The sequence below is a fragment of the Novosphingobium sp. BF6 genome (assembly GCF_058273105.1).
This window is the reverse complement of record NZ_CM177775.1, coordinates 272442-293280: the sequence shown is the minus strand read 5'-3', so window position 1 is coordinate 293280 and position 20839 is coordinate 272442. Positions and strand designations below refer to the sequence as shown.

At 64.6% G+C, this 20839-nt stretch carries 18 protein-coding genes and 1 tRNA gene; 17 read left to right on the top strand and 2 right to left on the bottom strand.

Going from position 1 to position 20839, the window contains the following annotated elements; genetic code table 11:
* Positions 1–11 precede the first annotated feature (11 nt).
* From pepN to AC4D6D_RS01430, 7 genes are all read left to right on the top strand, one after another.
* Complete coding sequence (pepN, locus tag AC4D6D_RS01460; protein ID WP_491326220.1) at positions 12–2666, top strand: aminopeptidase N; 2655 nt, start codon at positions 12–14, stop codon at positions 2664–2666.
* Complete coding sequence (gene pgeF, locus AC4D6D_RS01455) at positions 2659–3447, top strand: peptidoglycan editing factor PgeF (RefSeq protein WP_491326219.1); 789 nt, start codon at positions 2659–2661, stop codon at positions 3445–3447. The genes pepN and pgeF overlap by 8 nt, the downstream gene beginning before the upstream one ends.
* A gap of 274 nt (positions 3448–3721) precedes the next feature.
* The gene (gene petA, locus AC4D6D_RS01450) at positions 3722–4255 is read left to right on the top strand and encodes a ubiquinol-cytochrome c reductase iron-sulfur subunit (RefSeq protein WP_147222022.1); all 534 of its coding nucleotides are present in this window, start codon (positions 3722–3724) and stop codon (positions 4253–4255) included.
* 23 nt (positions 4256–4278) lie between these two features.
* Entirely contained in the window at positions 4279–5577 is a 1299-nt protein-coding gene (locus AC4D6D_RS01445) for a cytochrome b N-terminal domain-containing protein (protein WP_147222020.1), read from the top strand.
* 27 nt (positions 5578–5604) lie between these two features.
* Positions 5605–6417, top strand: a complete 813-nt coding sequence (locus AC4D6D_RS01440; RefSeq protein ID WP_147222018.1) for a cytochrome c1 — start codon at positions 5605–5607, stop codon at positions 6415–6417.
* A gap of 94 nt (positions 6418–6511) precedes the next feature.
* Positions 6512–7048: an adenine phosphoribosyltransferase gene (locus AC4D6D_RS01435; RefSeq protein ID WP_491326218.1), complete on the top strand. Its 537-nt coding sequence runs from the start codon at positions 6512–6514 to the stop codon at positions 7046–7048.
* A 124-nt stretch (positions 7049–7172) separates the two neighbouring features.
* A tRNA-Gly gene (locus tag AC4D6D_RS01430) sits at positions 7173–7246 on the top strand.
* Positions 7247–7515: 269 nt separating this feature from the next.
* Here the strand turns inward: AC4D6D_RS01430 and AC4D6D_RS01425 are convergent.
* Positions 7516–8394 (bottom strand): phytanoyl-CoA dioxygenase family protein, encoded by an 879-nt coding sequence (locus AC4D6D_RS01425; RefSeq protein WP_491327266.1) that lies wholly within the window; start codon positions 8392–8394, stop codon positions 7516–7518.
* Between the two features lie 116 nt (positions 8395–8510).
* Positions 8511–9191, bottom strand: coding sequence for a TetR/AcrR family transcriptional regulator (locus AC4D6D_RS01420; protein WP_491326217.1), 681 nt, complete (start codon positions 9189–9191; stop codon positions 8511–8513).
* 200 nt (positions 9192–9391) lie between these two features.
* Here AC4D6D_RS01420 and AC4D6D_RS01415 point away from each other — a divergent pair, with 200 nt between their 5' ends.
* The 10 genes from AC4D6D_RS01415 to AC4D6D_RS01370 all read left to right on the top strand — a co-directional run bounded on the left by AC4D6D_RS01415 (position 9392) and on the right by AC4D6D_RS01370 (position 20812).
* Positions 9392–10345: an MBL fold metallo-hydrolase gene (locus AC4D6D_RS01415; RefSeq protein ID WP_491326216.1), complete on the top strand. Its 954-nt coding sequence runs from the start codon at positions 9392–9394 to the stop codon at positions 10343–10345.
* 11 nt (positions 10346–10356) lie between these two features.
* On the top strand, positions 10357–11907 hold the full coding sequence (locus AC4D6D_RS01410; RefSeq protein WP_491326215.1) for an alginate export family protein: 1551 nt from the start codon (positions 10357–10359) through the stop codon (positions 11905–11907).
* Between the two features lie 244 nt (positions 11908–12151).
* Positions 12152–12709: a peroxiredoxin gene (locus tag AC4D6D_RS01405; RefSeq protein ID WP_491326214.1), complete on the top strand. Its 558-nt coding sequence runs from the start codon at positions 12152–12154 to the stop codon at positions 12707–12709.
* A 54-nt stretch (positions 12710–12763) separates the two neighbouring features.
* Positions 12764–14005 carry a protein-disulfide reductase DsbD family protein gene (locus AC4D6D_RS01400; protein ID WP_491326213.1) on the top strand — a complete coding sequence of 414 codons (1242 nt, stop codon included), beginning with the start codon at positions 12764–12766 and terminating at the stop codon, positions 14003–14005.
* Positions 14006–14056: 51 nt separating this feature from the next.
* Complete coding sequence (locus AC4D6D_RS01395; RefSeq protein WP_491326212.1) at positions 14057–14623, top strand: sigma-70 family RNA polymerase sigma factor; 567 nt, start codon at positions 14057–14059, stop codon at positions 14621–14623.
* Positions 14616–15263 (top strand): NrsF family protein, encoded by a 648-nt coding sequence (locus AC4D6D_RS01390; RefSeq protein ID WP_491326211.1) that lies wholly within the window; start codon positions 14616–14618, stop codon positions 15261–15263. The genes AC4D6D_RS01395 and AC4D6D_RS01390 overlap by 8 nt, the downstream gene beginning before the upstream one ends.
* Before the next feature lie 519 nt (positions 15264–15782).
* Positions 15783–17066 carry a c-type cytochrome gene (locus tag AC4D6D_RS01385; protein WP_491326210.1) on the top strand — a complete coding sequence of 428 codons (1284 nt, stop codon included), beginning with the start codon at positions 15783–15785 and terminating at the stop codon, positions 17064–17066.
* The gene (locus AC4D6D_RS01380; RefSeq protein ID WP_147222447.1) at positions 17063–17536 is read left to right on the top strand and encodes a (2Fe-2S)-binding protein; all 474 of its coding nucleotides are present in this window, start codon (positions 17063–17065) and stop codon (positions 17534–17536) included. The genes AC4D6D_RS01385 and AC4D6D_RS01380 overlap by 4 nt, the downstream gene beginning before the upstream one ends.
* Positions 17533–19785 (top strand): xanthine dehydrogenase family protein molybdopterin-binding subunit, encoded by a 2253-nt coding sequence (locus AC4D6D_RS01375; RefSeq protein WP_491326209.1) that lies wholly within the window; start codon positions 17533–17535, stop codon positions 19783–19785. The genes AC4D6D_RS01380 and AC4D6D_RS01375 overlap by 4 nt, the downstream gene beginning before the upstream one ends.
* Before the next feature lie 121 nt (positions 19786–19906).
* Positions 19907–20812, top strand: a complete 906-nt coding sequence (locus tag AC4D6D_RS01370; protein ID WP_491326208.1) for a MipA/OmpV family protein — start codon at positions 19907–19909, stop codon at positions 20810–20812.
* The last annotated feature ends 27 nt before the right edge of the window (positions 20813–20839 follow it).

Genomic DNA, 20839 nt, shown 5'->3' with positions numbered 1-20839 from the left:
AATTTAGCGGCATGGACATTGCCAGCACCCCCGCCTCGCCCGAAGCCGAAGCGCAGATCGCCGATGGCGCCCCCGCACCGCACGCGCCGCCGGTCATCCGCCGCGAGGATTATCAGCCGCCGGTCTGGCTGGTGCCGCAGATCTCGCTCGATTTCCGGCTGGGCGTGGACGAGACCCATGTCACGGCTACGCTTTCGATGCGGCGCAATCCCGCCGGAAACGGTGATTCCACGCTGCGCCTGAACGGCGACCAGCTTACCCCACTGGCGATCCGCGTCGATGGCGAGGCGGTGAACGACTGGCGCATGGACGGCGCCGACCTGCTCGTCGAACTGACCGGCGATGCCCATGACGTCGAAATCGAGACGTCGGTGAACCCGGCGGCGAACAGCCAGCTCATGGGCCTCTATGCTTCGAACGGCATGCTCTGCACCCAGTGCGAGGCCGAAGGCTTCCGCCGCATCACCTTCTTCCCGGACCGCCCGGACGTGCTCTCGACCTATTCGGTGCGCATGACGGGTGACAAGGCCCGCTTCCCTATCCTTCTCTCCAACGGCAACTGCACCGCAACCGGAGAGGGCGAGGACGGCACCCACTGGGCCGAATGGCACGACCCCTGGCCCAAGCCGAGCTACCTCTTCGCGCTCGTCGCGGGCGATCTCGTGGCCAACCATGCCGCGTTCACCACGCGCTCGGGCCGCAAGGTCGATCTCAACATCTGGGTCCGCGCGGGCGACGAGCAGCGCACCAGCCACGCGATGGATTCGCTGATCCACTCGATGAAGTGGGACGAGGACACCTTCGGGCGCGAATACGATCTCGACCTGTTCAACGTCGTCGCCGTGTCGGACTTCAACATGGGGGCGATGGAGAACAAGGGCCTCAACGTCTTCAACACCCGCTATGTCCTCGCCGAGCCGGAAACCGCCACCGATGCCGATTACGACGGCATCGAGAGCGTGATCGGCCACGAGTATTTCCACAACTGGTCGGGCAACCGCGTGACCTGCCGCGACTGGTTCCAGCTTTCGCTCAAGGAAGGCTTCACCGTCCTGCGCGATCAGCTGTTCAGCGCCGACATGGGCAGCGAGGCGGTGAAGCGCATCGAGGACGTGCGGGTCCTGCGCTCGGCCCAGTTCCCCGAGGACTCGGGGCCGCTCGCCCATCCGATCCGCCCTGATTCCTATCAGGAGATCAGCAACTTCTACACCGCCACCGTCTACAACAAGGGCGCCGAGGTGATCCGCATGATGCGGACCATGGCGGGAACCGAGAAGTTCCGGGCTGGCACCGATCTCTATTTCGACCGCCACGACGGCGAGGCCGCGACCTGCGAGGATTTCGTCAAGGCGATCGAGGACGGCACCGGGCTGGACCTCACGCAGTTCCGCCTCTGGTACTCGCAGGCGGGCACGCCGCAGGTCGCGGTGGAATTGGCGCATGCGGGCGAGACGGCCACGTTGACGCTGACCCAGACGGTTCCGGTTACGCCGGGCCAGCCCGAGAAGCAGCCGGTGCCGATCCCGCTGCGCCTCGCCTTGTATGATCGCGACAGCGGCCGCCATGCGGGCGAGCAGTTGGTCGTGCTCGACAAGGGCAGCCAGAGCTTCACCTTCGAGGGCTTCGCGCTTCCGCCGGTGGTCTCGATCAACCGCGGGTTCTCGGCCCCGGTCGCCATCGACATGGAGCGCTCGAACGAGGACCTCGTGTTCCTCGCCGCTCATGACGACGATCCTTTCGCTCGCTACGAGGCGATGCAGAGCCTCGTCGTCCAGCATCTCGTGGCGGCTGTAAGCGGCGGCCTGTCGGACGCCGCGCGCGCCGAGGGCCGCCGGGCGATCGGCGAGGCCTTCGCCGCCGTGCTGGCGGACGAGGCGCTCGACGACCTGATGCGCGGCGAACTCATGGTCCTGCCGGGCGTCGCCTATCTGGCCGAGCAGGTGCTGGTGGCTGACCCGGCCGCGATCCACGAGGAACGCGAGGCGCTCAAGGCCTGGCTCGGCGGCGAACTGGCGGACGTGCTGGGCGTTCTGCACGACCGCGTATCCGCCGTGCTCTATGGCCGCGATGCCGCCGCGCGCGGTGCCCGCAAGACCAAAGGCCAGGCGCTCGTGCTGATCGCCGCGGGCGACGGCGCCGAGGGGGCCCGCCGTGCCATCGCGCAATACCGCGCGGCGGACAACATGACCGACCGCCAGTCGGCGCTCACCGTGCTCTGCAACCTCGAAGGCCCCGAGCGGGAGGAAGCGCTCGCCGACTTCCTGCGCCGCTATCAGGGCAATGCCCTCGTCATCGACAAGTGGTTCGCGCTCCAGGCGGGTTCGTTCCACCCGCAGGTACTGGAGCATATCGAGGCGCTGGCCCGCCACCCGGAGTTCACGCTGAACAATCCCAACCGTGCCCGCGCGCTCTACATGACGGCGGCGGTGAATCCCAAGGCGTTTCACGACGCGAGCGGCGCGGGCTACCGGATGATCGGCGAGCTGATCCGCAAGCTCGACCCGATCAATCCCCAGACCACCGCGCGCTTCGTGCCGCAGCTTGGCCGCTGGCGGCGGATCGAGCCGGTCCGCGCGGCGATGATGCGCGCCGAACTGGAGAAGATCGCCGCCGAGCCCAATCTCTCGCGCGACGTGCGCGAGCAGGTGAGCAAAAGTCTTGGCTGAATTGAGGGCTGAACCGGGGGCCGTGGAGATCAACCGCGCCCGTCTGCTGGAAGGCCTGCCACACGGCTTCCTCGGTCGTCGCGGCGGTGTCAGCAGCGGCGCGGTCGAGGGCCTGAACGCCGGTCTCGGCTCCGGCGACGAATCGGCGGCGGTGGCGGAAAACCGTCGCCGCGCCGCCGCTGCCGTGCTGCCGGGGGCGCCGCTGGTCTCCGTCTATCAGGTCCATTCGCCCGATTGCGTGATTCTCGGCGCCGACATGTGGAGCGATGTTAATCGGCCTCATGCCGATGCCCTCGTCACCGACCGACCCGGCGTGTTGATCGGCGTCGTCACCGCCGACTGTGCGCCGGTGCTGCTGGCGGACCGAGAAGCGGGCGTCGTCGGCGCCGCCCATGCCGGTTGGAAGGGCGCCATCGGCGGCGTGACCGACAGCACCATCGCGCAGATGATATCGCTCGGCGCCGAACGATCGCGCATCGTCGCGGCGGTAGGGCCTTGCATCGCGCAGGAATCCTACGAGGTGGACGAAGGCTTTTGCGACCGATTCCTTACCGAAAACGGCGGAAACGCGAGGTTCTTCGTGGAAGGTCGCGAGGGGCACTGGCAGTTCGACCTGGAGCTTTACGTCGCCGCGCGGCTGGAAGCGGCGGGGATCGCCGGGGTGGAGCGCCTCGGCCTCGATACTTATGCGGCGCCGGAGCGGTTCTATTCCTATCGCCGCGCCACGCACCGGGCCGAGGCTGCCTATGGGCGCCAGATATCCCTGATTGCGGCGGGCTGAAAAAGGCCCGTCCGGCCTGTCCGCCGGATAGTTATACCTTGAATTCCTTGATGACCCTCCGGCCCTGCCCGACCAAAAAGGCGGTTGGCAGGGCAGGTTTCCCTGTATATCAGAACCTCAAAGTCGGTATTCGCTTCGGGTCGCGCCCGAGGCAACTAACCGTCAACGGGGGGCCGTTACGGGGATACCAGACAAAAAAATAGAATTGGTCAGGAATCTGGGCTTGCTACCGGAATCCCGGGAGTAGGTTGTCAATAACAAGGCAAGGGCAATCATGGCAGAAGCAGATGGCGTGCGGCGGCGCGATTTCATCAATATCGCCGCTGTAAGCGCGGCGGGTGTCGCCGGCGTGGGCATCGTCGTCCCGCTGGTCAGCCAGATGTCCGCATCGGCGGACGTTCTCGCGGCGTCATCGACCGAGATCGACATTTCCTCGATCCAGCCCGGTCAGGCCATCAAGGCGATCTTCCGCAAGCAGCCGGTTTTCGTGCGCAATTTGACGCCGCACGAGATTGCCGAAGCCAACAAGGTGGACGTTTCCTCGCTCCGCGATCCGCAGACGCTTGAGGAACGCACCAAGGAAGGCAAGGAGAACTGGCTGATCACCATGGGCGTCTGCACCCACCTGGGCTGCGTTCCGCTAGGTGCCGGGGAGGGTGAACCCAAGGGCGAGTTCGGCGGCTACTTCTGCCCCTGCCACGGCTCGTCCTACGACACGGCAGCCCGTATCCGCAAAGGCCCCGCGCCGAAGAACCTCGAGGTTCCGGAATACGCCTTCACCACCGACACGGTCGTAAAGATCGGTTGAGGCCGAGAGAGAGGATCAAGAACATGAGCTTTCCCTGGGCCAAGGAATACAAGCCGAGCCACCCCTTCATGCAGTGGATGGACGACAGGCTGCCCCTGCCGCGCCTCGTCTACAACTCGGTCGGCGGCGGCTATCCGGTTCCGCGCAACCTGAACTATTTCTGGAACTTCGGTTTCCTCGCCGCGCTCTGCCTGGTTTTGCAGATCGTCACCGGCATCGTCATGGCCATGCACTATGCGGCCAATACGCAGGTGGCTTTCGACACTGTCGAACAGACCGTGCGCGACGTGAACTGGGGCTGGATGATGCGCTATGCGCACGCCAACGGCGCCTCGGCCTTCTTCGTCGTGATCTACGTCCACATTTTCCGCGGCTTCTTCTACGGCTCGTACAAGGCCCCGCGCGAGATGGTGTGGCTGCTCGGTGTGGTGATCTTCCTGCTGATGATGGCCACCGCCTTCATGGGCTATGTCCTGCCCTGGGGCCAGATGAGCTTCTGGGGCGCCAAGGTCATCACCGGCCTGTTCGGCGCGATCCCCTTCGTGGGCGAGCCGCTCCAGCAGTGGCTGCTCGGCGGTTTCGCGCCGGATAATGCCGCGCTCAACCGCTTCTTCTCGCTGCACTACCTGCTGCCCTTCGTGATCGTCGGCGTGGTGATCCTGCACATCTGGGCGCTGCACATTCCGGGTTCGTCGAATCCCACCGGCGTCGAAGTGAAGAGCGAGAGCGACACGGTGCCGTTCTACCCCTACTACGTCGCCAAGGACGGCTGGGCGATCGGCGTCTTCGCGATCCTGTTCTGCACCGCGCTGTTCTTCTTCCCGAACGCGCTGGGCCACCCGGACAACTACATTCCGGCCAACCCGATGAGCACGCCCGCGCATATCGTGCCCGAATGGTACTTCTGGCCGTTCTACGCGATCCTGCGCGCCTTCACCCAGGACTTCTTCTTCATCCCGGCCAAGCTGATGGGCGTGCTGGCGATGTTCGGGGCGATCCTCGTGTGGTTCTTCCTGCCCTGGCTGGACCGTTCGCCGGTCCGCTCGGGTTCGTATCGCCCGCTCTACAAGAAGTTCTTCTTCTTCGGCCTGATCCCGGCCATGGCGGTGCTGTTCTACTGCGGCGGCGCCCCGGCGGAAGAGCCTTACGTGATGCTCAGCCAGATCGCGGCGCTCTACTACTTCGCGCACTTCCTGATCGTCATCCCGATCGTTTCGGCCATCGAGAAGCCCGATCCGCTGCCCTTCTCCATCACCGAATCCGTGCTCGGCGAGGATGAGGCGGCCAAGCTCGCCCCCGCGCCTTCGGCGACGGTCGCCTGACAACAGCTGGAACGAAAGACGAAAGACATGGCACGCATTCTCTCGATCCTCGTCGGGCTGTTCTTCACGGTGGCGCTGGCCTGGTCCTTCGGCAAAGGGGCCTACCAGCAGATCACCGAGCCGCCCGCCGCAACCGCCGAGCATGAATTCCACCTCCACCCCAAGGAAGTGAGCTTCGCCAGCGACGGCGCCTTCGGCAAGTTCGACCGCCAGCAGCTGCAGCGCGGCTTCCAGGTCTACAAGGAAGTCTGCGCCGCCTGCCACGCCCTGCGCCACGTCGCCTTCCGCGACCTTGCGGCGCTGGGCTACAACGACGCCGAAGTGAAGGCGATCGCCAAGGGCTTCCAGGTTCCGGTCTACAACAACGCCACGGGCGAAGTGGAAACCCGCGAAGGCGTGGCGACCGACTACTTCCCGCCGGTGATGTACGGCGGCCAGGGCACCCCGCCCGACCTTTCGCTGATCACCAAGGCGCGTCATGACGGCCCGGCCTATGTCTACTCGCTGCTGACCGGCTATCAGGACCAGCCTGCTGCGCTTCTGAAGAAGTTCCCGGATGCGAAGACGCCGGACGGCCTGCACTACAATCCGTACTTCGCGAATCTCAACCTCGCGATGCCGCCGCCACTGACCGGCGAGGGTCAGGTGACTTACGGAGACGGCACCAAGGCGACGGTCGACCAGATGTCGAAGGACGTTTCGGCTTTCCTGATCTGGACCGCCGAACCCAAGCTGGAAAAGCGCAAGCAGACCGGCTGGCCGGTGCTGGGCTTCCTGCTCTTCGCGACGATCCTGGGCTATATGTCCTACCGCAACATCTGGGCCGGCAAGAAGCACTGAGGCTTCCTTTCCGGAACCGAGCGAAGGGCCTCCGCCATCCCGTGATGGCGGAGGCCCTTTCGTTTGGGGGTTCGACCCCGTAAGGACGGCGACCATGACCCTCGACGAAATCAAGGCGCTGGTGCGCACCGTGCCGGACTTCCCCAAGCCCGGCATCCTGTTCCGCGACGTGACCACGCTGGTCGGCAACGGCCCCGGCTTCGCGGCGGCGGTCGATCTGATGGCGGAAACGGTGAAGGCCTCGGGCGCCGATACCATCGCCGGGGTCGAGGCGCGCGGCTTCATCTTCGGCGCGGCGATCGCGGCACGGCTGGGGCTGGGCTTCGTCTCGATCCGCAAGCCCGGCAAGCTGCCGGTGCCGGTGATCGCCATCGACTATGCCCTGGAATATGGCACGGACACGCTGGAAGTGGACCCCGAGGCCGTGGGCGAGGGGCATCGGGTCATCCTGATCGACGACTTGCTGGCGACCGGCGGCACCGCGCTCGCCGCCGCCGAATTGCTACGCCGCGCTGGAGCGACAGTGGAACACGCGCTTTTCGCCATCGACCTGCCCGATCTCGGCGGCGCCGAACGCCTTCGCGCAGCGGGCATTATCCCCCATGCCCTGCTCGATTATCCCGGCCATTGAAGCAGTTTCCACGTCTTATCGCGGCCAAGGCACAAGGAAGGCGTTGACGAGGGCCGTCCTCTCGTGGCAAGCGGCTGCCACGACGCTGGACACGGTGCCCTGATCGGGCACAGCCCTTCGATGGGCGGGTATAGCTTAGTGGTAAAGCTCCAGCCTTCCAAGCTGGCTATGCGGGTTCGATTCCCGCTACCCGCTCCAGTCCATGATACGTGCTTATAGAGGTACGTGAATGGTCGTTTTCTGCTTTTTTTGAGTGATGCACGGTCCGGGCGATTCCGGATATGGTCGATGCCGTTTCGGCCTTGGGCCAGTGCCCTAAATGGACCTACAGCCCTCATGCGCTGATGGCCCTTGCGATCGCAGGCGAATCGTCCGGATCGGGTCTCTTGGCAATGACGGTCGGATGCTTGAACGGCAAGGCGGCAACCGGCACGAAACGGCAGTTTGCTGCGGAACGTAGCCCGGCTTCAAAGCCAGACATCCTGCTCTTGCTGCCAGGCCGGAAACATCGAGAGATACTGCACCAGGCGCGGTCGATCCGAGCGATTGGGACTGGCGCCGTGAGGGATATCGTGGCGGCAGATGACGAGATCGCCTGCCCGTCCTGCTATCGGCACGGCCTCGTCGTCGAGATCGACCCCGCGCGGATCGCGATTTCCGAGGCCGTCTAGCCAGGCATCGAGGCGATGGTGGAAGCCCGGCACCAGGCGAAAGGCGCCCTGGTCCGGCCCGGTGTCGGTCAGGTAGAGCACACCGAACAGGCCGAAAGGCACCGGGCGGTGCAGGCTGCAATCCCAGTGCAGCGGGGTCGCCCGGAAGGGGGCCTTCGGCGTGACGGGCGGACTGAAGCCGACCCGGTCGATGCTGGGCCAGAGGTCGGCGGTGCCCCATAGCTGCGCGAAAGCCTTATGTACCCGCTTGCCGCGCCGGGCGGCATCCTGCTGCGGGCTCTGGAAATGCTGGAGCATGATCCCTTGCGGGCGCGGGGCGTACCATGTGGCGGGTACGTCCGGCCGTGCCTGCGCCCGTTGCCAGACCAATCCCGTCAGAGCCTCGATTTCGGCAGGGGCGATGGCATCGCTCAGCACGGCGTAGCCATCGCGCTCCCACCGCGCGAGTTCGCGTTCGTCCAGAACCGGCGGCATGGCATCGATGGCAGCGAAGTGATCTTTTGCCGTGGCCGGAGCAAGGCGGTCCTCGATCCAGGCGGTGTAGCGGGCAAGCGCATCCGGGTGCGGCATTCCCGCGACTTCGACGATCCAGTTCCGCAACTCCTCCGGTGAGGGGCGGTTTTGCACCAGCCAGGTCATCGTCTGTTCAAGGCCCAGGCCGAGCATGCTGAGCATCACGCGGGTGTGGGTGCCAAATGTTCCGTTGCATTCGCCAAGCATCAGGCCGCGAAAGGCGTCCAGACCCGGGATGTCGGGAAAGGGGGGATCCGAACTCCTGCGCGAATGCGGGCTCACACGCGCTCCGCTTGATGCCCGGCGATGGGCAAGGCCATTGTCGCCACCATGGCATGCTGGAGCAGGGCCGGAAACTCCTCGCTTTCCAGGACATAGGGGCCGGGGCGATTGCTGAGCGTATTGTTGAGCACCCCGTACATCACCTGAAATCCGAAGCGCACTTTCTCGGCGCTTACCTGGCTTCGATCGATGTCCGGGCGTTCGAGGACGCGCTCGATATAGGCGCTCGCGAGATTGTAGGCGTTGCGGCGGAAGGGTTCCCAGGCCTGTTCCGAATCGAGGCTGACCTTGAAGGCGGAGCGAAAGAATGTGTCGTGGCGCAGATAGCGTTCGACTTGCGCATTCACCAGTTTCGGCAGGATGTCCTCGAACGCTTCCTGGCGGACGATGCGTTCGAGCATCGGACCGGATTCGGCCGCAGCGAAGACCATGACCGCCTTGAACAGCGTTATCTTGTCGGGAAAACGCGCATAGAACGCACCGGTGGAGCATCCTACGGCAGTGCAGATATCGATGATGCCGGCTTCGTCGAAAGGTTTGCGGCGGGCCATGGCAAGGGCTTCGCGGATGAGGCTGTCCCGCAAGGCGCGGCTTCGCGCCTGCGTCGCGGGCACGACGCCCACTTTCGCCAAATCGTCCTCGATGTCGATTGTACGGCCCGTATCCATCATGGGCATGGGCATCGCCGATAGCGCGCGCATTGTCTATCGCAACTAAACAGAATGAGATTCTTATTCGTATTGACCGGAGCGTGGCAGCGATGTTAGGCGGCCCGCAACAAGCTCGATCAGGGCTGGATACGCAGGTTGAGAGGAATTCGATGATTCTCGAGTCGCATAAGTCTACGTTCAATCGCCGCGCACTCTTGCAGGCGGCCATGACGACCGCTGCCGGCGGCATACTGGCCGGTTCGGCATCTTCCCTTCTCGCGCAGACATCGGGGCCTAAACCGGCTTCGAACCCGACTGCCAACAGGGGCGCCAAGCTCGTGCTGCTCGGCACCAAGGGCGGGCCGCGTGTCGGCGGCACCCGCTCCAATCCGGCCAATGCGCTGGTGGTGGACGGCAAGGTCTATGTCATCGACACCGGCATGGGCGTGACGGCGCAGATCGTGAAGGCGGGTCTCAACCTCGCCGATATTCGCGCGATCTTCATCTCGCACATGCATTCCGACCATGAGCTGGAATTCGGCAACCTCGTCTACAACATATGGGCGGCAGGCGCGCTGCGCACGCCGGTGGATGCCTATGGCCCGGTCGGGATCGAGGCGATGGCTGCCGATTTCTGGCGGCTCAACCGCATGGATATCGCCACCCGCATGGTCGACGAAGGCAAGGTCGATCCTGCGACTCTGCTGCGCGCGCACGACTTCGCGGCGAAGCAGGGGCCGGTCATGGCGGAAGGCGGCGTGAAGGTCTCGGCGTTCACCACGCCGCATCCCCCGATCGAGAACCTCGCCTATCGCTTCGAAACGCCTTACGGCAGCGTCGTCTATTCGGGCGATACCGCCTACAATCCGGCGCTGGCGGATTTCGCGCGCGATGTCGACGTGCTGGTGCACGAGGTGCTCTACGTTCCCGGCGTCGACCGTCTCGTCCAGAGGGCCAACGGGACGCCGGCTTTCCGCAATCACCTGATCGAAAGCCACACGACGGCTGAGCAGGTCGGACAGATCGCCACGCGGGCGCGCGCGAAGAAGCTGGTGCTCAGCCATTTCGTACCGGGCGACATGGACTGGATCACCGATGCCATGTGGCGCGAGGAAGTGGCCAAGCATTACAAGGGCGAGATCGTGGTCGGCCGCGATCTCATGGAAATCCCGCTCGGGTAAACGGCGAGAGGATGACGATGCGCAACCGGATATTTCCGCTGCGCGATCGGGGCCTCGCCGGATGCGTGACGATCGGACTGCTCATGCCGGGCTGCGCTTTTGCAGCCGCGGGCGATGACGTGCAGCCGGCGTCCACGCAGACGGCCGCCCCGGCGCCGCAGCCCGCCCCCGTACCCGCCGACCCGCTCAAGTCGCCCTATCCGGCCGAGGCCGATGGACAAGGGCCCAGGACAGGCCCGAACTACATGATGCTGCGCGGCGGCGAGGATTGGCGGTTCCTCCGCAGCCCAAAAGCGAAGCGCGACTGGGCCTCGCCGCTCAAGTTCATTCCGCTTGATGGGGACGGCGATGTTTCGCTGACACTGAACGGCGATCAGCGCAGCAGTGTCAGCCTCTCCACCCGGCCCTTGCTCAACGACACGACCGACCGTGTCGAAGTGCTGTCGCGTACGACCATCGGTGCCGACCTGCGGATCGGCCCGGCGGTGCGGTTCTACGGCGAACTGGCGTCGGGGCGGATTTTCGGGAAGAACGAGAACAAGCATATCCCGATCCAGAAGAACGACCTGATCGTCCAGCAACTCTTCGCCGAAGTCCGTGCGCCGGTCGCAGGCGGCGTGGCGCGCCTGACGGTGGGGCGGCAGGAGTTCTTCGACGGTCCGCGCTTCATCGTCAGCCCGCGCGAGAACCCGAACGTCCGCGTCTCGATGAACGGCGCGCGGCTGTCGATGGACTGGAGCCGCTTCCGCTTCAGCGCCTTCCATTTCGAGCCGACCGAACAAGGCTCCGGCTGGCTGGACGACAGGATCGGCAACGGCGAGCAACTCAGCGGAATTTATTCCAGCGTGCTGGTCTCGGGCGGCGGTCTCAAGGCCGGGTCGGCGGTCTATTTCGATCCGTTCTACTACCATTTCGAGGATGACGACCGCACGCTCGGCCGCCTGTCCGGCAAGGATCGGCGCGAGACTTATGGAGCGCGGTTCTGGGGGCATCTGGGGCCGGTGGCGTTCGACTGGACGGCGATGAAGCAGGACGGCCGCTTCGGCGTGCGCAAGGTCGATGCCTGGGCCGTGAGCACCAACCAGTCGGTCGCACTGGGCAAGGGCGTGGCGGCGCCGCGGCTGGGGTTCCACGCCGACTATGCTTCGGGCGGCGGTACGTTCGATAAGACCGGGAAGGTCGGTTCGTTCAACTTCCTCTACAATGCCACCGTCATCTTCAGCGACGACAACTACATCGGCGCGGTCAATATGATGGGTGTCGCCCCGACCCTGGCGGTGCCGGTCACGAAGAAACTCCAGCTGACCGGAGAGGCGGGCTTCTACTGGCGGCCGAACGAAAGCGACGCGGTCTATCGCGGCAATTCGCAGGTCTATGCCGGGACGCAGAACGTGGCTGGGCGGCACGTCGCCAACATCGCCCGGATCAAGGCGAACTGGGCGCTGAACCCGCATGTGGCGCTGGCCGGATACGTGAACTACGTCGAGGCCGGGAAGGTCCTGCGCCGCGCCGGATATGGCGATAACCTGTTCGTTCAGACCATGCTGACCGTGCGGTTCTGATCCACGGCCCCGGCAGTCCACTGTCTTCCAGAGCGGTAAGGATCGGAGTGCGCCATTTCCGCAGGCGCACTCCGATCGATCGGCATCCTCGTTTGGGTCTCCTCACGAACGGGAATTCGCAGGGTCGGAAAAAATTCCGCGATCGAAACGACACCGCCGCAACTTTTGGCGGTGCTCCAGCGAACAGGGGTAAGAGGCGGCCTGAAGGCGTGCCCTCGATCACCAACGCATCGGAGCATTGCAGATGAAGAACCCGAAGAACGCAGTCCTTTCGCTGGCCCTCGGAATGCTGATGGCAGCGGCGCCGACACCGAGCTTCGCAGCCCTTCCGCAAGGCGCCAAGGCTCCCGATTTCACCTTGCATGCAGCGCGCGGCGGCAAGCCCTTCGACCTGTCGCTTGCCAAGGCGCTGAGGAAAGGCCCGGTCGTCCTCTACTTCTTCCCGGCAGCCTTCACGTCCGGATGCACCGTGGAGGCGCATCTCTTCGCCGAAGCCACCGATGGTTTCAGCAAGATGGGCGCCAGCGTCATCGGCGTGACCGCCGGAAACGTCGAGCGGGTTGCCGAATTCTCGAAGTCGGAATGCCGGGACAAGTTCGCGGTCGCCGCGGATCCGGGCGCCAAGGTCGCGGCCAGGTTCGATACCGTGATGAAGGGCACGAAGCAGGCGATTTCCGACCGTACCTCCTTCGTCATCGCGCCGAACGGCACGATCCTCATGAGCTATACCGACGGCAATCCGCAGGCGCATATCCAGAAGACCATGGCTGCCGTCCGCGCCTGGAAGGCAAAGCACGGCTGATCCGGCCGCCGTTTCCGTTCATCGCCTGATCCCTGTCGTCCGCGAGGCCCCGCCATGCTTGTCGCCATCCTTTCCGCCTTTCTCGGCGGCGTGATCCTGAATCTCATGCCGTGCGTTTTCCCGATCATCTCGCTCAAGGCATTCGGGCTTGCGCGGCAGGGCGGCGATCCCGGTCGCATGCGCCGGGAAGGGGCTGCCTTCTTCGCGGGCACCCTGCTGGCGATGCTGGGACTGGCGGGGACGCTGATCGCCTTGCGGGCCGGGGGGCAGGCGGTGGGCTGGGGTTTCCAGCTTCAGTCCCCGCTCGTGGTGGCCGTGCTGGCGCTCGTGCTGCTGGGCTCGGCGCTGAACCTGTTCGGTATCTTCGAGTTCGGCCTTGGTCTCCAGCGCGTGGGTCAGAAGCTGGACGGTCGGGAAGGGCTGCTGGGCGCGGCCCTGACCGGCGCGCTTGCCGTGGTCGTCGCGACCCCCTGCGCCGGGCCGTTCATGGCGGGCGCGATCGGTTACGCGCTGGTGCAGCCGCCGCTGGCTGCTCTTGCCATCTTCGCGGCACTTGGTGCCGGGGTGGCGGCGCCTTTCACGTTGCTTTCCTTCAGCCCGGCCCTGGCCAGCTGCCTGCCGCGCCCGGGATCGTGGATGACGACGCTCAAGCATGCGTTGGCTTTCCCGATGCTGGCCGCCGCGGCCTGGCTGCTCTGGGTGCTTGCCCAGCAAACGGGCAGCGCCGGCCTTGCCGTGATGCTGGGCTGCGCGCTGATTCTGGCCTTTGCCGGGTGGATTTTCGGCATGGCGCAGCGGCAGCGCATGGCAGGGCGGCCTTCAGGCGCGCTCCATGTCGTGGCGGCTTCCGGCGTGCTCGCCATCGTACTCGGCCTCTGGCCCGGCAACGGCTTCCTGGCCAAGCCCGACGCCGCGCAGGCATCGCCCGCCACGGCGGAGTTCCGGTCCGTGGCCTGGTCGCCCGAGCGCGTTGCCGGCGAACGTGCCGCCGGACATCCTGTCTTCGTGGATTTCTCGGCGGAGTGGTGCCTGACCTGCAAGGTGAACGAGAAAGCCGTCCTATCCACCGCCGCATTCAAGACCGCCGTCGCGCGGACCGGAACGACCTACATGGTGGCGGACTCGACGAACTATGACGCGCGGATCGAGCAGGCTATGATGGAGCTTGGACGATCGGGCCTGCCGCTCTACCTCGTCTATCCGGCGGGAGGCGGCGATCCGGTAGTATTGCCGCAGGTCCTCGATACGAAGACGGCCGTGCAGGCGCTCGAGGCGGCTTCGGGCAGGAAGGGATGAAGGCAATGGTGGAACCGCGATTGCCCTTGGCAGGCGCCTCGTAGCCAGCGCGTGCCGGACGACCTGCCCCTCGAAGACGATTGGCCCGCCCTCATGCGGCTGGCGCAGGATGGCGACCAGCGCGCCTACCGGCTGGTGCTGCGCGCCATGGTTCCCGCGATCCGCATTCGCGTGCGCCGCCGGATCTTCGACGAGACCCTGATCGAGGATGTCGTGCAGGACGTGCTGATTGCCGTGCACCGGCTCCGGCATACTTACGACCCCGCGTTGCCGCTGCTGCCGTGGATTTCCGCGATCGCATCGGCCCGCGCGATCGATGCCCTGCGGCGACAGGGCCGGTTCCGCAGGCGGGAGGTGAGCGACGAGGCAGCGCTGGGCGAGGCGATCGATGCCGGTGCCTCGGCCGCTTTCGAAAGCCTCGACGCCGGGGCGGACCTTGCCGGAATGCTGGGCGTCCTGCCCGAGAGACAACGCGAAATGGTGGAAATGGTGAAGCTGCGGGAAATGTCGCTCGACGCAGCGGCGCAGGAAAGCCGGCTTTCGGTATCGGCGGTGAAGTCCCTGCTGCACCGCGCGATCCTGAAGCTGCGCGAACATGGAAAGCAGACTCATGGCTGATCATGCAACGCTCATCGATGCTCTCAGCGCCGAGGCCGGACCGGTCCGGCGCGTTTCGCCTGCGTGGGTGAGGGCGCTGTTCTGGGCGCCGCTTGCGCTGGGACTGGGTTATCTCGCGACCAATCTGGTGCACCGTGCGAGCACGGACTGGGCCGATCCGCTGGCGTTTGTCGCTGCCGCGAATATCGTGATTTCACTGATGCTGGGTGTCGCCGCTTTCATCGCGGCGTTGTCGGTCAGTATTCCCGGCGGCAGGGTCCGGGCGAAAGGCTGGATTGCCGGGGGCGTGGCGGCATGGCTCGCGCTGGCTTTGTTCAGCATCTCCCTCTCGGGCGATCCCCGCGGCGTGTTGGGCGAGGGCAGCTATTGCTTCACGTTCGTCGTGACGGCCGGGCTTCCCATGGTTCTTGTCGGAATCCTTGCCCTCAGGCGTACGCGTTCGCTGAAACCGGTCCGGTCGTTGGGCTTGGCCGGTATGGGGAGCGCGTTCTTTTCGTTCGGCTTGCTGGCGTTCTGCCACCCGGTCGAACTCTCGGCGATGGATTTCGCCGCGCATATCGTGGCCGGGATGCTGCTGGGCGGGGTTGCGGTCCTGCTGGGCCGCAGGATTGTCGCGCTGTCTCAAGTGCGGATCCGGTAGGCATGGAACATGAGAAAGGCCGTTTCCGCTGGCAAGAACCGGGCGTGCCCTGCTGGCCGCATCGGCGGAGGTCAGGCGCTGTGGGTCGCGGGTGATAACAGCCCAGCCGCCTGGTCCCTTGCATGGCGGAAACGCATTTTGCAGCGCTGGGAGCGTGCTAGGTAAAGGTAAGGCTTGCGTTACGCCAAGGCCGCCGCCTTATCTTCGCGCAAGGTCGGGCAGCGCTACGCCGCGCAGCGATTATCTCAGGATCGACCAGACAATCGGGTCCGGAAGGGAGAAGTTCTCGGCTCCGTTAAAGGCGCGGCACAGCGCTAGGAGACGTTCTTCCTTAGTCCAAGAGCAACATCTGCGAACGCTCGTCTATTCGTTATGATGTGGCACCCCATACCGAAGTATGTACCGGGTTTTTTGGCAATCTATATCTTCATATAGTTGGATAACCGGAGGCGAGAAAATAATCGGCGTCCAGGCTGCCGGAGTGTTCTCTGATCAGCGTCGAGCGGAAGATAAGGCGCCATGAACCGGAAACGTCTGGTAGGCACAATTGTGCTTGCAGCATCAGCAGCTGGTCTCGTTGCGCTGGGCCTGACCTGGAGGCCGTCGATGGCAGCGATCGATCCTCCCAAGGCCGGTTCGTTCCCTGCTCCTCTGGTGGATCGCGGCGCGACGCTCGCCAAGCTCGGCGATTGTGCCGTGTGCCATACCGCTCCCGGTGGCCGACCCCTGGCGGGCGGAAGGCCTTTGGCAACTCCATTTGGCACCCTGTTCGCGAGCAACATCACGCCGGATGCGGAAACGGGGATCGGCAATTGGTCCTACGACGCATTTCGTCGGGCGATGCGTGACGGTGTGTCCCGAACGGGTTCCCATCTCTATCCCGCGCTTCCTTATGATCACTATACGCACGTCAACGAGGGCGATCTCAAGGCCATTTACGCCTATCTGATGACGCGCCGCGCGGTTCATGCGCCTAAGCCGGACAACAAGCTCATTTTCCCGTTGGGATTCCGCCCGTTTCTGGCCGGATGGAAGTTCCTCTATCTTCACCACGGCGAGATTCCCTACGACAGTGACCAGTCTCCTCAGTACAATCGAGGTGCCTATCTGGCTGAAGGGCTGGGTCATTGCGGTGGTTGCCATACGCCGCGAAACCTTATGGGTGCCGAGGTGGCATCGAAAGCTTATGGTGGCGGCATTGCGGAAGGTTGGCGCGCGCCCCCTCTGAACACGGCAAATCCTGCGGCGCGTAGATGGACGGCCGAGAGTCTTTATGCGTTCCTGCGTACAGGTGTTTCACCGGAGCATAGTGCGGCGGGTGGCCCGATGGGCCCGGTGGTGGAGAGCCTTTCCTCCGTACCCGAAGAGGACGTGCGAGCGCTTTCCGTCTACTTCGCGGCAAAGATGGGGAATGCCTCGGTCTCGGGGACGCCGGAGGTGCTGGTGGATCGCCCGGTCGAGGCGGCGGCCGCTTTTCCGGAAGGCGCCAGGATCTTTGCCGGCGCCTGCGCCGGCTGCCATGGGAGCGGCGCGCCGATGATGGCGCAGGGCAGACCGGCGCTGGGCCTTTCGACCGACCTGACCGACAGCAGGCCGACCAGCGCCATTCAGGCCGTTTTGCAAGGTATCGAACCACCCGTGGCAGGTCGCGGCCCCAAGATGCCGGGATTCGCGCCCAGTCTGACCGACGAACAGGTCGCCGCGGTCCTTGGCTACGCCCGGACCCGCTACACTCGTAAACCGGCCTGGAACCACCTTGAGCGCGACGTGCGCCAGGCCCGCAAAGAAGGTGGTCAACCATGACATTCGAACTCAGCGTAAACGGCAAGACCCACATGGTGGAAGCCGGAGCCGAGACTCCGCTTCTTTATGTGCTGCGCGACGAACTGGGGCTCAGCGGCCCGAAGTACGGTTGCGGTCTTGGACAATGCGGCGCGTGCACGGTGCAATTGGAAGGCAAGGCAGTCTACTCCTGCCTTACGCCGCTGGTCGCCGTGGGCGAGCGTGAAGTCCGCACGGTGGAAGGGTTGGGCGGTATCGACTCGATGAACCCGCTCCAGCAGGCGTTCGCGGATGAGCAGGCTGCCCAATGCGGCTATTGCATCTCGGGAATGATCATGCGGGCCCAGGCACTGCTTGATGCGATACCGCATCCCACGGAGGCCCAGATACGTTCTCACATGCAGCCGAACTTATGCCGGTGCGGCACGCATATGCGCATTCTTCGGGCCATTCGCCGGGTTGCTGCCGTGCCGACGGGAGCAGCGGCGTGAATGCGCCGGTTCTCGATCGCCGCAAGGTTTTGTCCGGCGGGGCATTGGTGGTTGCCTTCGCGATGACATCGCGCCTTCTGGGCGATGCGATCGGCGGAGGCGAGGGTGGTGCCGGTCCCAAGGTAATCCGTCCCGACTTGGAAGGCAGCCTCAAAACCGATCCCTGGCTTGACGCGTGGATCCGCATCGATGCCCAAGGGAAAGCCACTGTGTGCTCGGGCAAGGCCGAACTGGGACAGGGCATTCGCACGGCGCTGCTGCAGGTGGCGGCGGAAGAGCTGGACATGCCGCCCGCCGCGATCACATTCGTCACTGCGGACACCGGACGGACCCCCGATGAAGGCCTGACGGCCGGCAGCCACTCGATGCAGGACAGCGGTACGGCACTGGCGAATGCCGGTGCCAATGTGCGCATGCTGCTCATGAGGGCTGCGGCAAAGCGCTTAGGCTTTCCGGCGGCGGAGCTCGATACTACGGGCGACGGGCATATCGTTGCCCCCGACGGCAAGCGTGTCGGCTACGGCGAAGTAGCGAGCACCCTGTCGCTTCACGTCGAGGCCGTGGCGAACGCGCCTCGCCGGTCGCCGCAGAACTACCGAACGATGAACCGCGACTTTCAGCGCGTGGATATTCCGGCGAAACTCACGGGGGGACAGGCGTTCGTTCAAGACATGCGGCTTCCCGGCATGGTGCACGCGCGGATTGTACGGGGACCCAGTTATGGAACCCGGCTCATCGCACCCGACATGGCCGCTGCGCAAAGAATGCCGGGCGTGCTCAAGATTATCCAGAACGGCCAGTTCCTGGCCGTGGTAGCCCGCAGCGAGTGGCAGGCGATCCAGGCCATGCGCGTGGCGCAGGCGAGCGATTACGTGAAAACGGGTCCGGATTTGCCCGGCGAGCAGGGGCCGCGCCGGTTGCAGGCGCTCGCGAGCCGCGAAATCATCGTGGAACAGAGCAGCGACGGCCCCAGGGCTTCGACCAGGACCTTCAAGGGATCTTTCTCCCGGCCATGGTATAGCCACGGTTCTATCGGGCCATCTTGCGCGGTCGCGCATCTGGAAGGCGATGAACTCACCATCTGGTCTCACAGCCAGGGCGCGTTCGATATGCGCCGGGCCACGGCCGAACTTATCGGCCTGGCCCCGGAAAAGGTTCGCGTGATCCATACTCCGTCGGCCGGCTGCTATGGGCAAAACGGGGCCGATGACGTGACGGCAGAAGCCGGCCTCATCGCCATGCAGTTTCCGGGTGTTCCCGTCCGCCTCCAGTGGATGCGCGAGCAGGAATTCGGATGGGAGCCGTGCGGATGCGCAATGGTCACGCAGGTCGAGGCTGCGATCGGCCCGGACAACAAGATCGCCAGTTGGAAGTACGAAGTCTGGAGCAATTCGCATAACAACCGGGCGGTCAGTGCCGGCGGATATGCGGTCGCGCAAGAGATCGTACCCGGCTTCCCGATGCAGGTGCCCGCGCCGATCCCTATGCCCGAGGGTGACGGCGACCGAAACGCCAATCCGCTTTATGCTTTCGACAACATGGATATCCGCTATCATTTCGTACCCGAGATGCCCATGCGCGTCTCCGCGTTGCGATCGCTGGGGGCGCATCTCAATATCTTCACGATGGAATCCGTGCTTGATGAACTGGCCAAAGCCGGCGGGGTCGACCCATTGGCATTCCGCCTGGCCCACATGGAAGACGAACGTGCCCGCGCCGTCATGCTTCGTGCGACCGAGGCATTCGGCTGGAGCAAGCGCCCCCGCGGCGATGGGCGGCGCGGATGCGGGATGGCATTCGCACGCTACAAGAATCGCGGTGCCTACTGCGCGATAGCCTTGGAAATCGAAATCGAGCGGGAAACCGGGGCGATTACGATCCACCGCGTCAACGCGGCTGTCGATGCAGGACAACCGGCGAACCCGAACGGTATCCGCAACCAGATCGAAGGCGGCATCATCCAGTCGCTGAGCTGGGCGATCCATGAAGAAATGACCTACGATACGTCGAAACGGACCAGCTTTGACTGGGGGTCCTATCCGATCTTGCGCTTCGACCAGGTTCCGGGATCGATAGACGTCGAGATCATCGAAAGTGTCGGATTACCGTTTCTCGGTGCCGGCGAAGCTTCTCAGGGTCCGACTTCAGCGGCGCTGGCCAACGCCATCGCCGATGCCGCAGGCGTCAGGCTGTGCGACATGCCACTGACGCCGACCAAGGTGAAGGCCGCGATCGGCAATGCCGGTTAGGGCATCGTCAAGTCGGTGAACCTGACAGGAACGGGGCGGGTATCCTTGGAACCGGGGACGCCCGCCCATCAGAAACAGTATTTAACTTCCCTGAGCGCCAATGACGTTTAAGTCACTCGCGATGAACGCCATCCTTTCACGCTTTGCGGTCGATCGTTTGATTCATGCTCGCAAGGCGATTGCAATCGGCCGGGCGAAAGGCAGGGCAAACGTCTCGTCTTTCCTGAAGGCGATCGGCGGCGGAGCTATCGCAGCGACGTGTCTGGCAGGCGGCCCTGCCGCGGCCCAGGACCTCAGCGGCTCGCGGCAGTCGTTCGAAAAGCCGAGCAACGACCGCATAGTCCTGGGGATCGGCGCGGCGATGACGCCCGTGTACCAGGGCGCGGACGATTACCGGGTCCTGCCGCTGCCCGCGATCGATATCGTCGAAGGGCCGATCTATGCGAATTTCCGGAACGGCGTTGGGTTGAACCTCGTTTCCAGTCGCGGGCTCACCATCGGATCGGGCGTTACCTTCATGCCGGGATATCGCCGCAGGGACGTGCCGGAAGGCGTGGGCCGGCTGACTTCGGGGGCCGGTGCCCGCGTGTTTGCCGCTGTCAGCAGCGGAGGTGTCATTGCCACATTGGGCGCAACCCAGGGCTTCGTCGGCAGCACTCGTGGTTTCATTGCCGATGCCAGCCTGTCCTATCCCGTCCTCGCAAGCCGCAAGCTGATAGTGACCCCGTCGATCGCGACCAGTTTTGCGGACCGACGGCACAATGATCGCTACTTCGGCATCAGCGCCGCAGAAGCGCAGGCTTCCGGCCTGACGGCCTGGCGCGGCAAGGCCGGTTTCAAGGATGCCTCGGCATTGCTGACGACGATCTACCGGCTCGACGATCGCATCAGCATCAGCGGCTCCTTAGGCGTCACCACGCTGCTTGGACGGACTGCGTCCAGTCCTCTGGTAAAGCACAGGACCCTGCCCAGCGGTTTTCTTTCGTTTACCTACAGGCTGTCGCCGAAGGCGCGCGGGGGACGGTGAACAGGCGGCGGGATCGGGCAATCGATG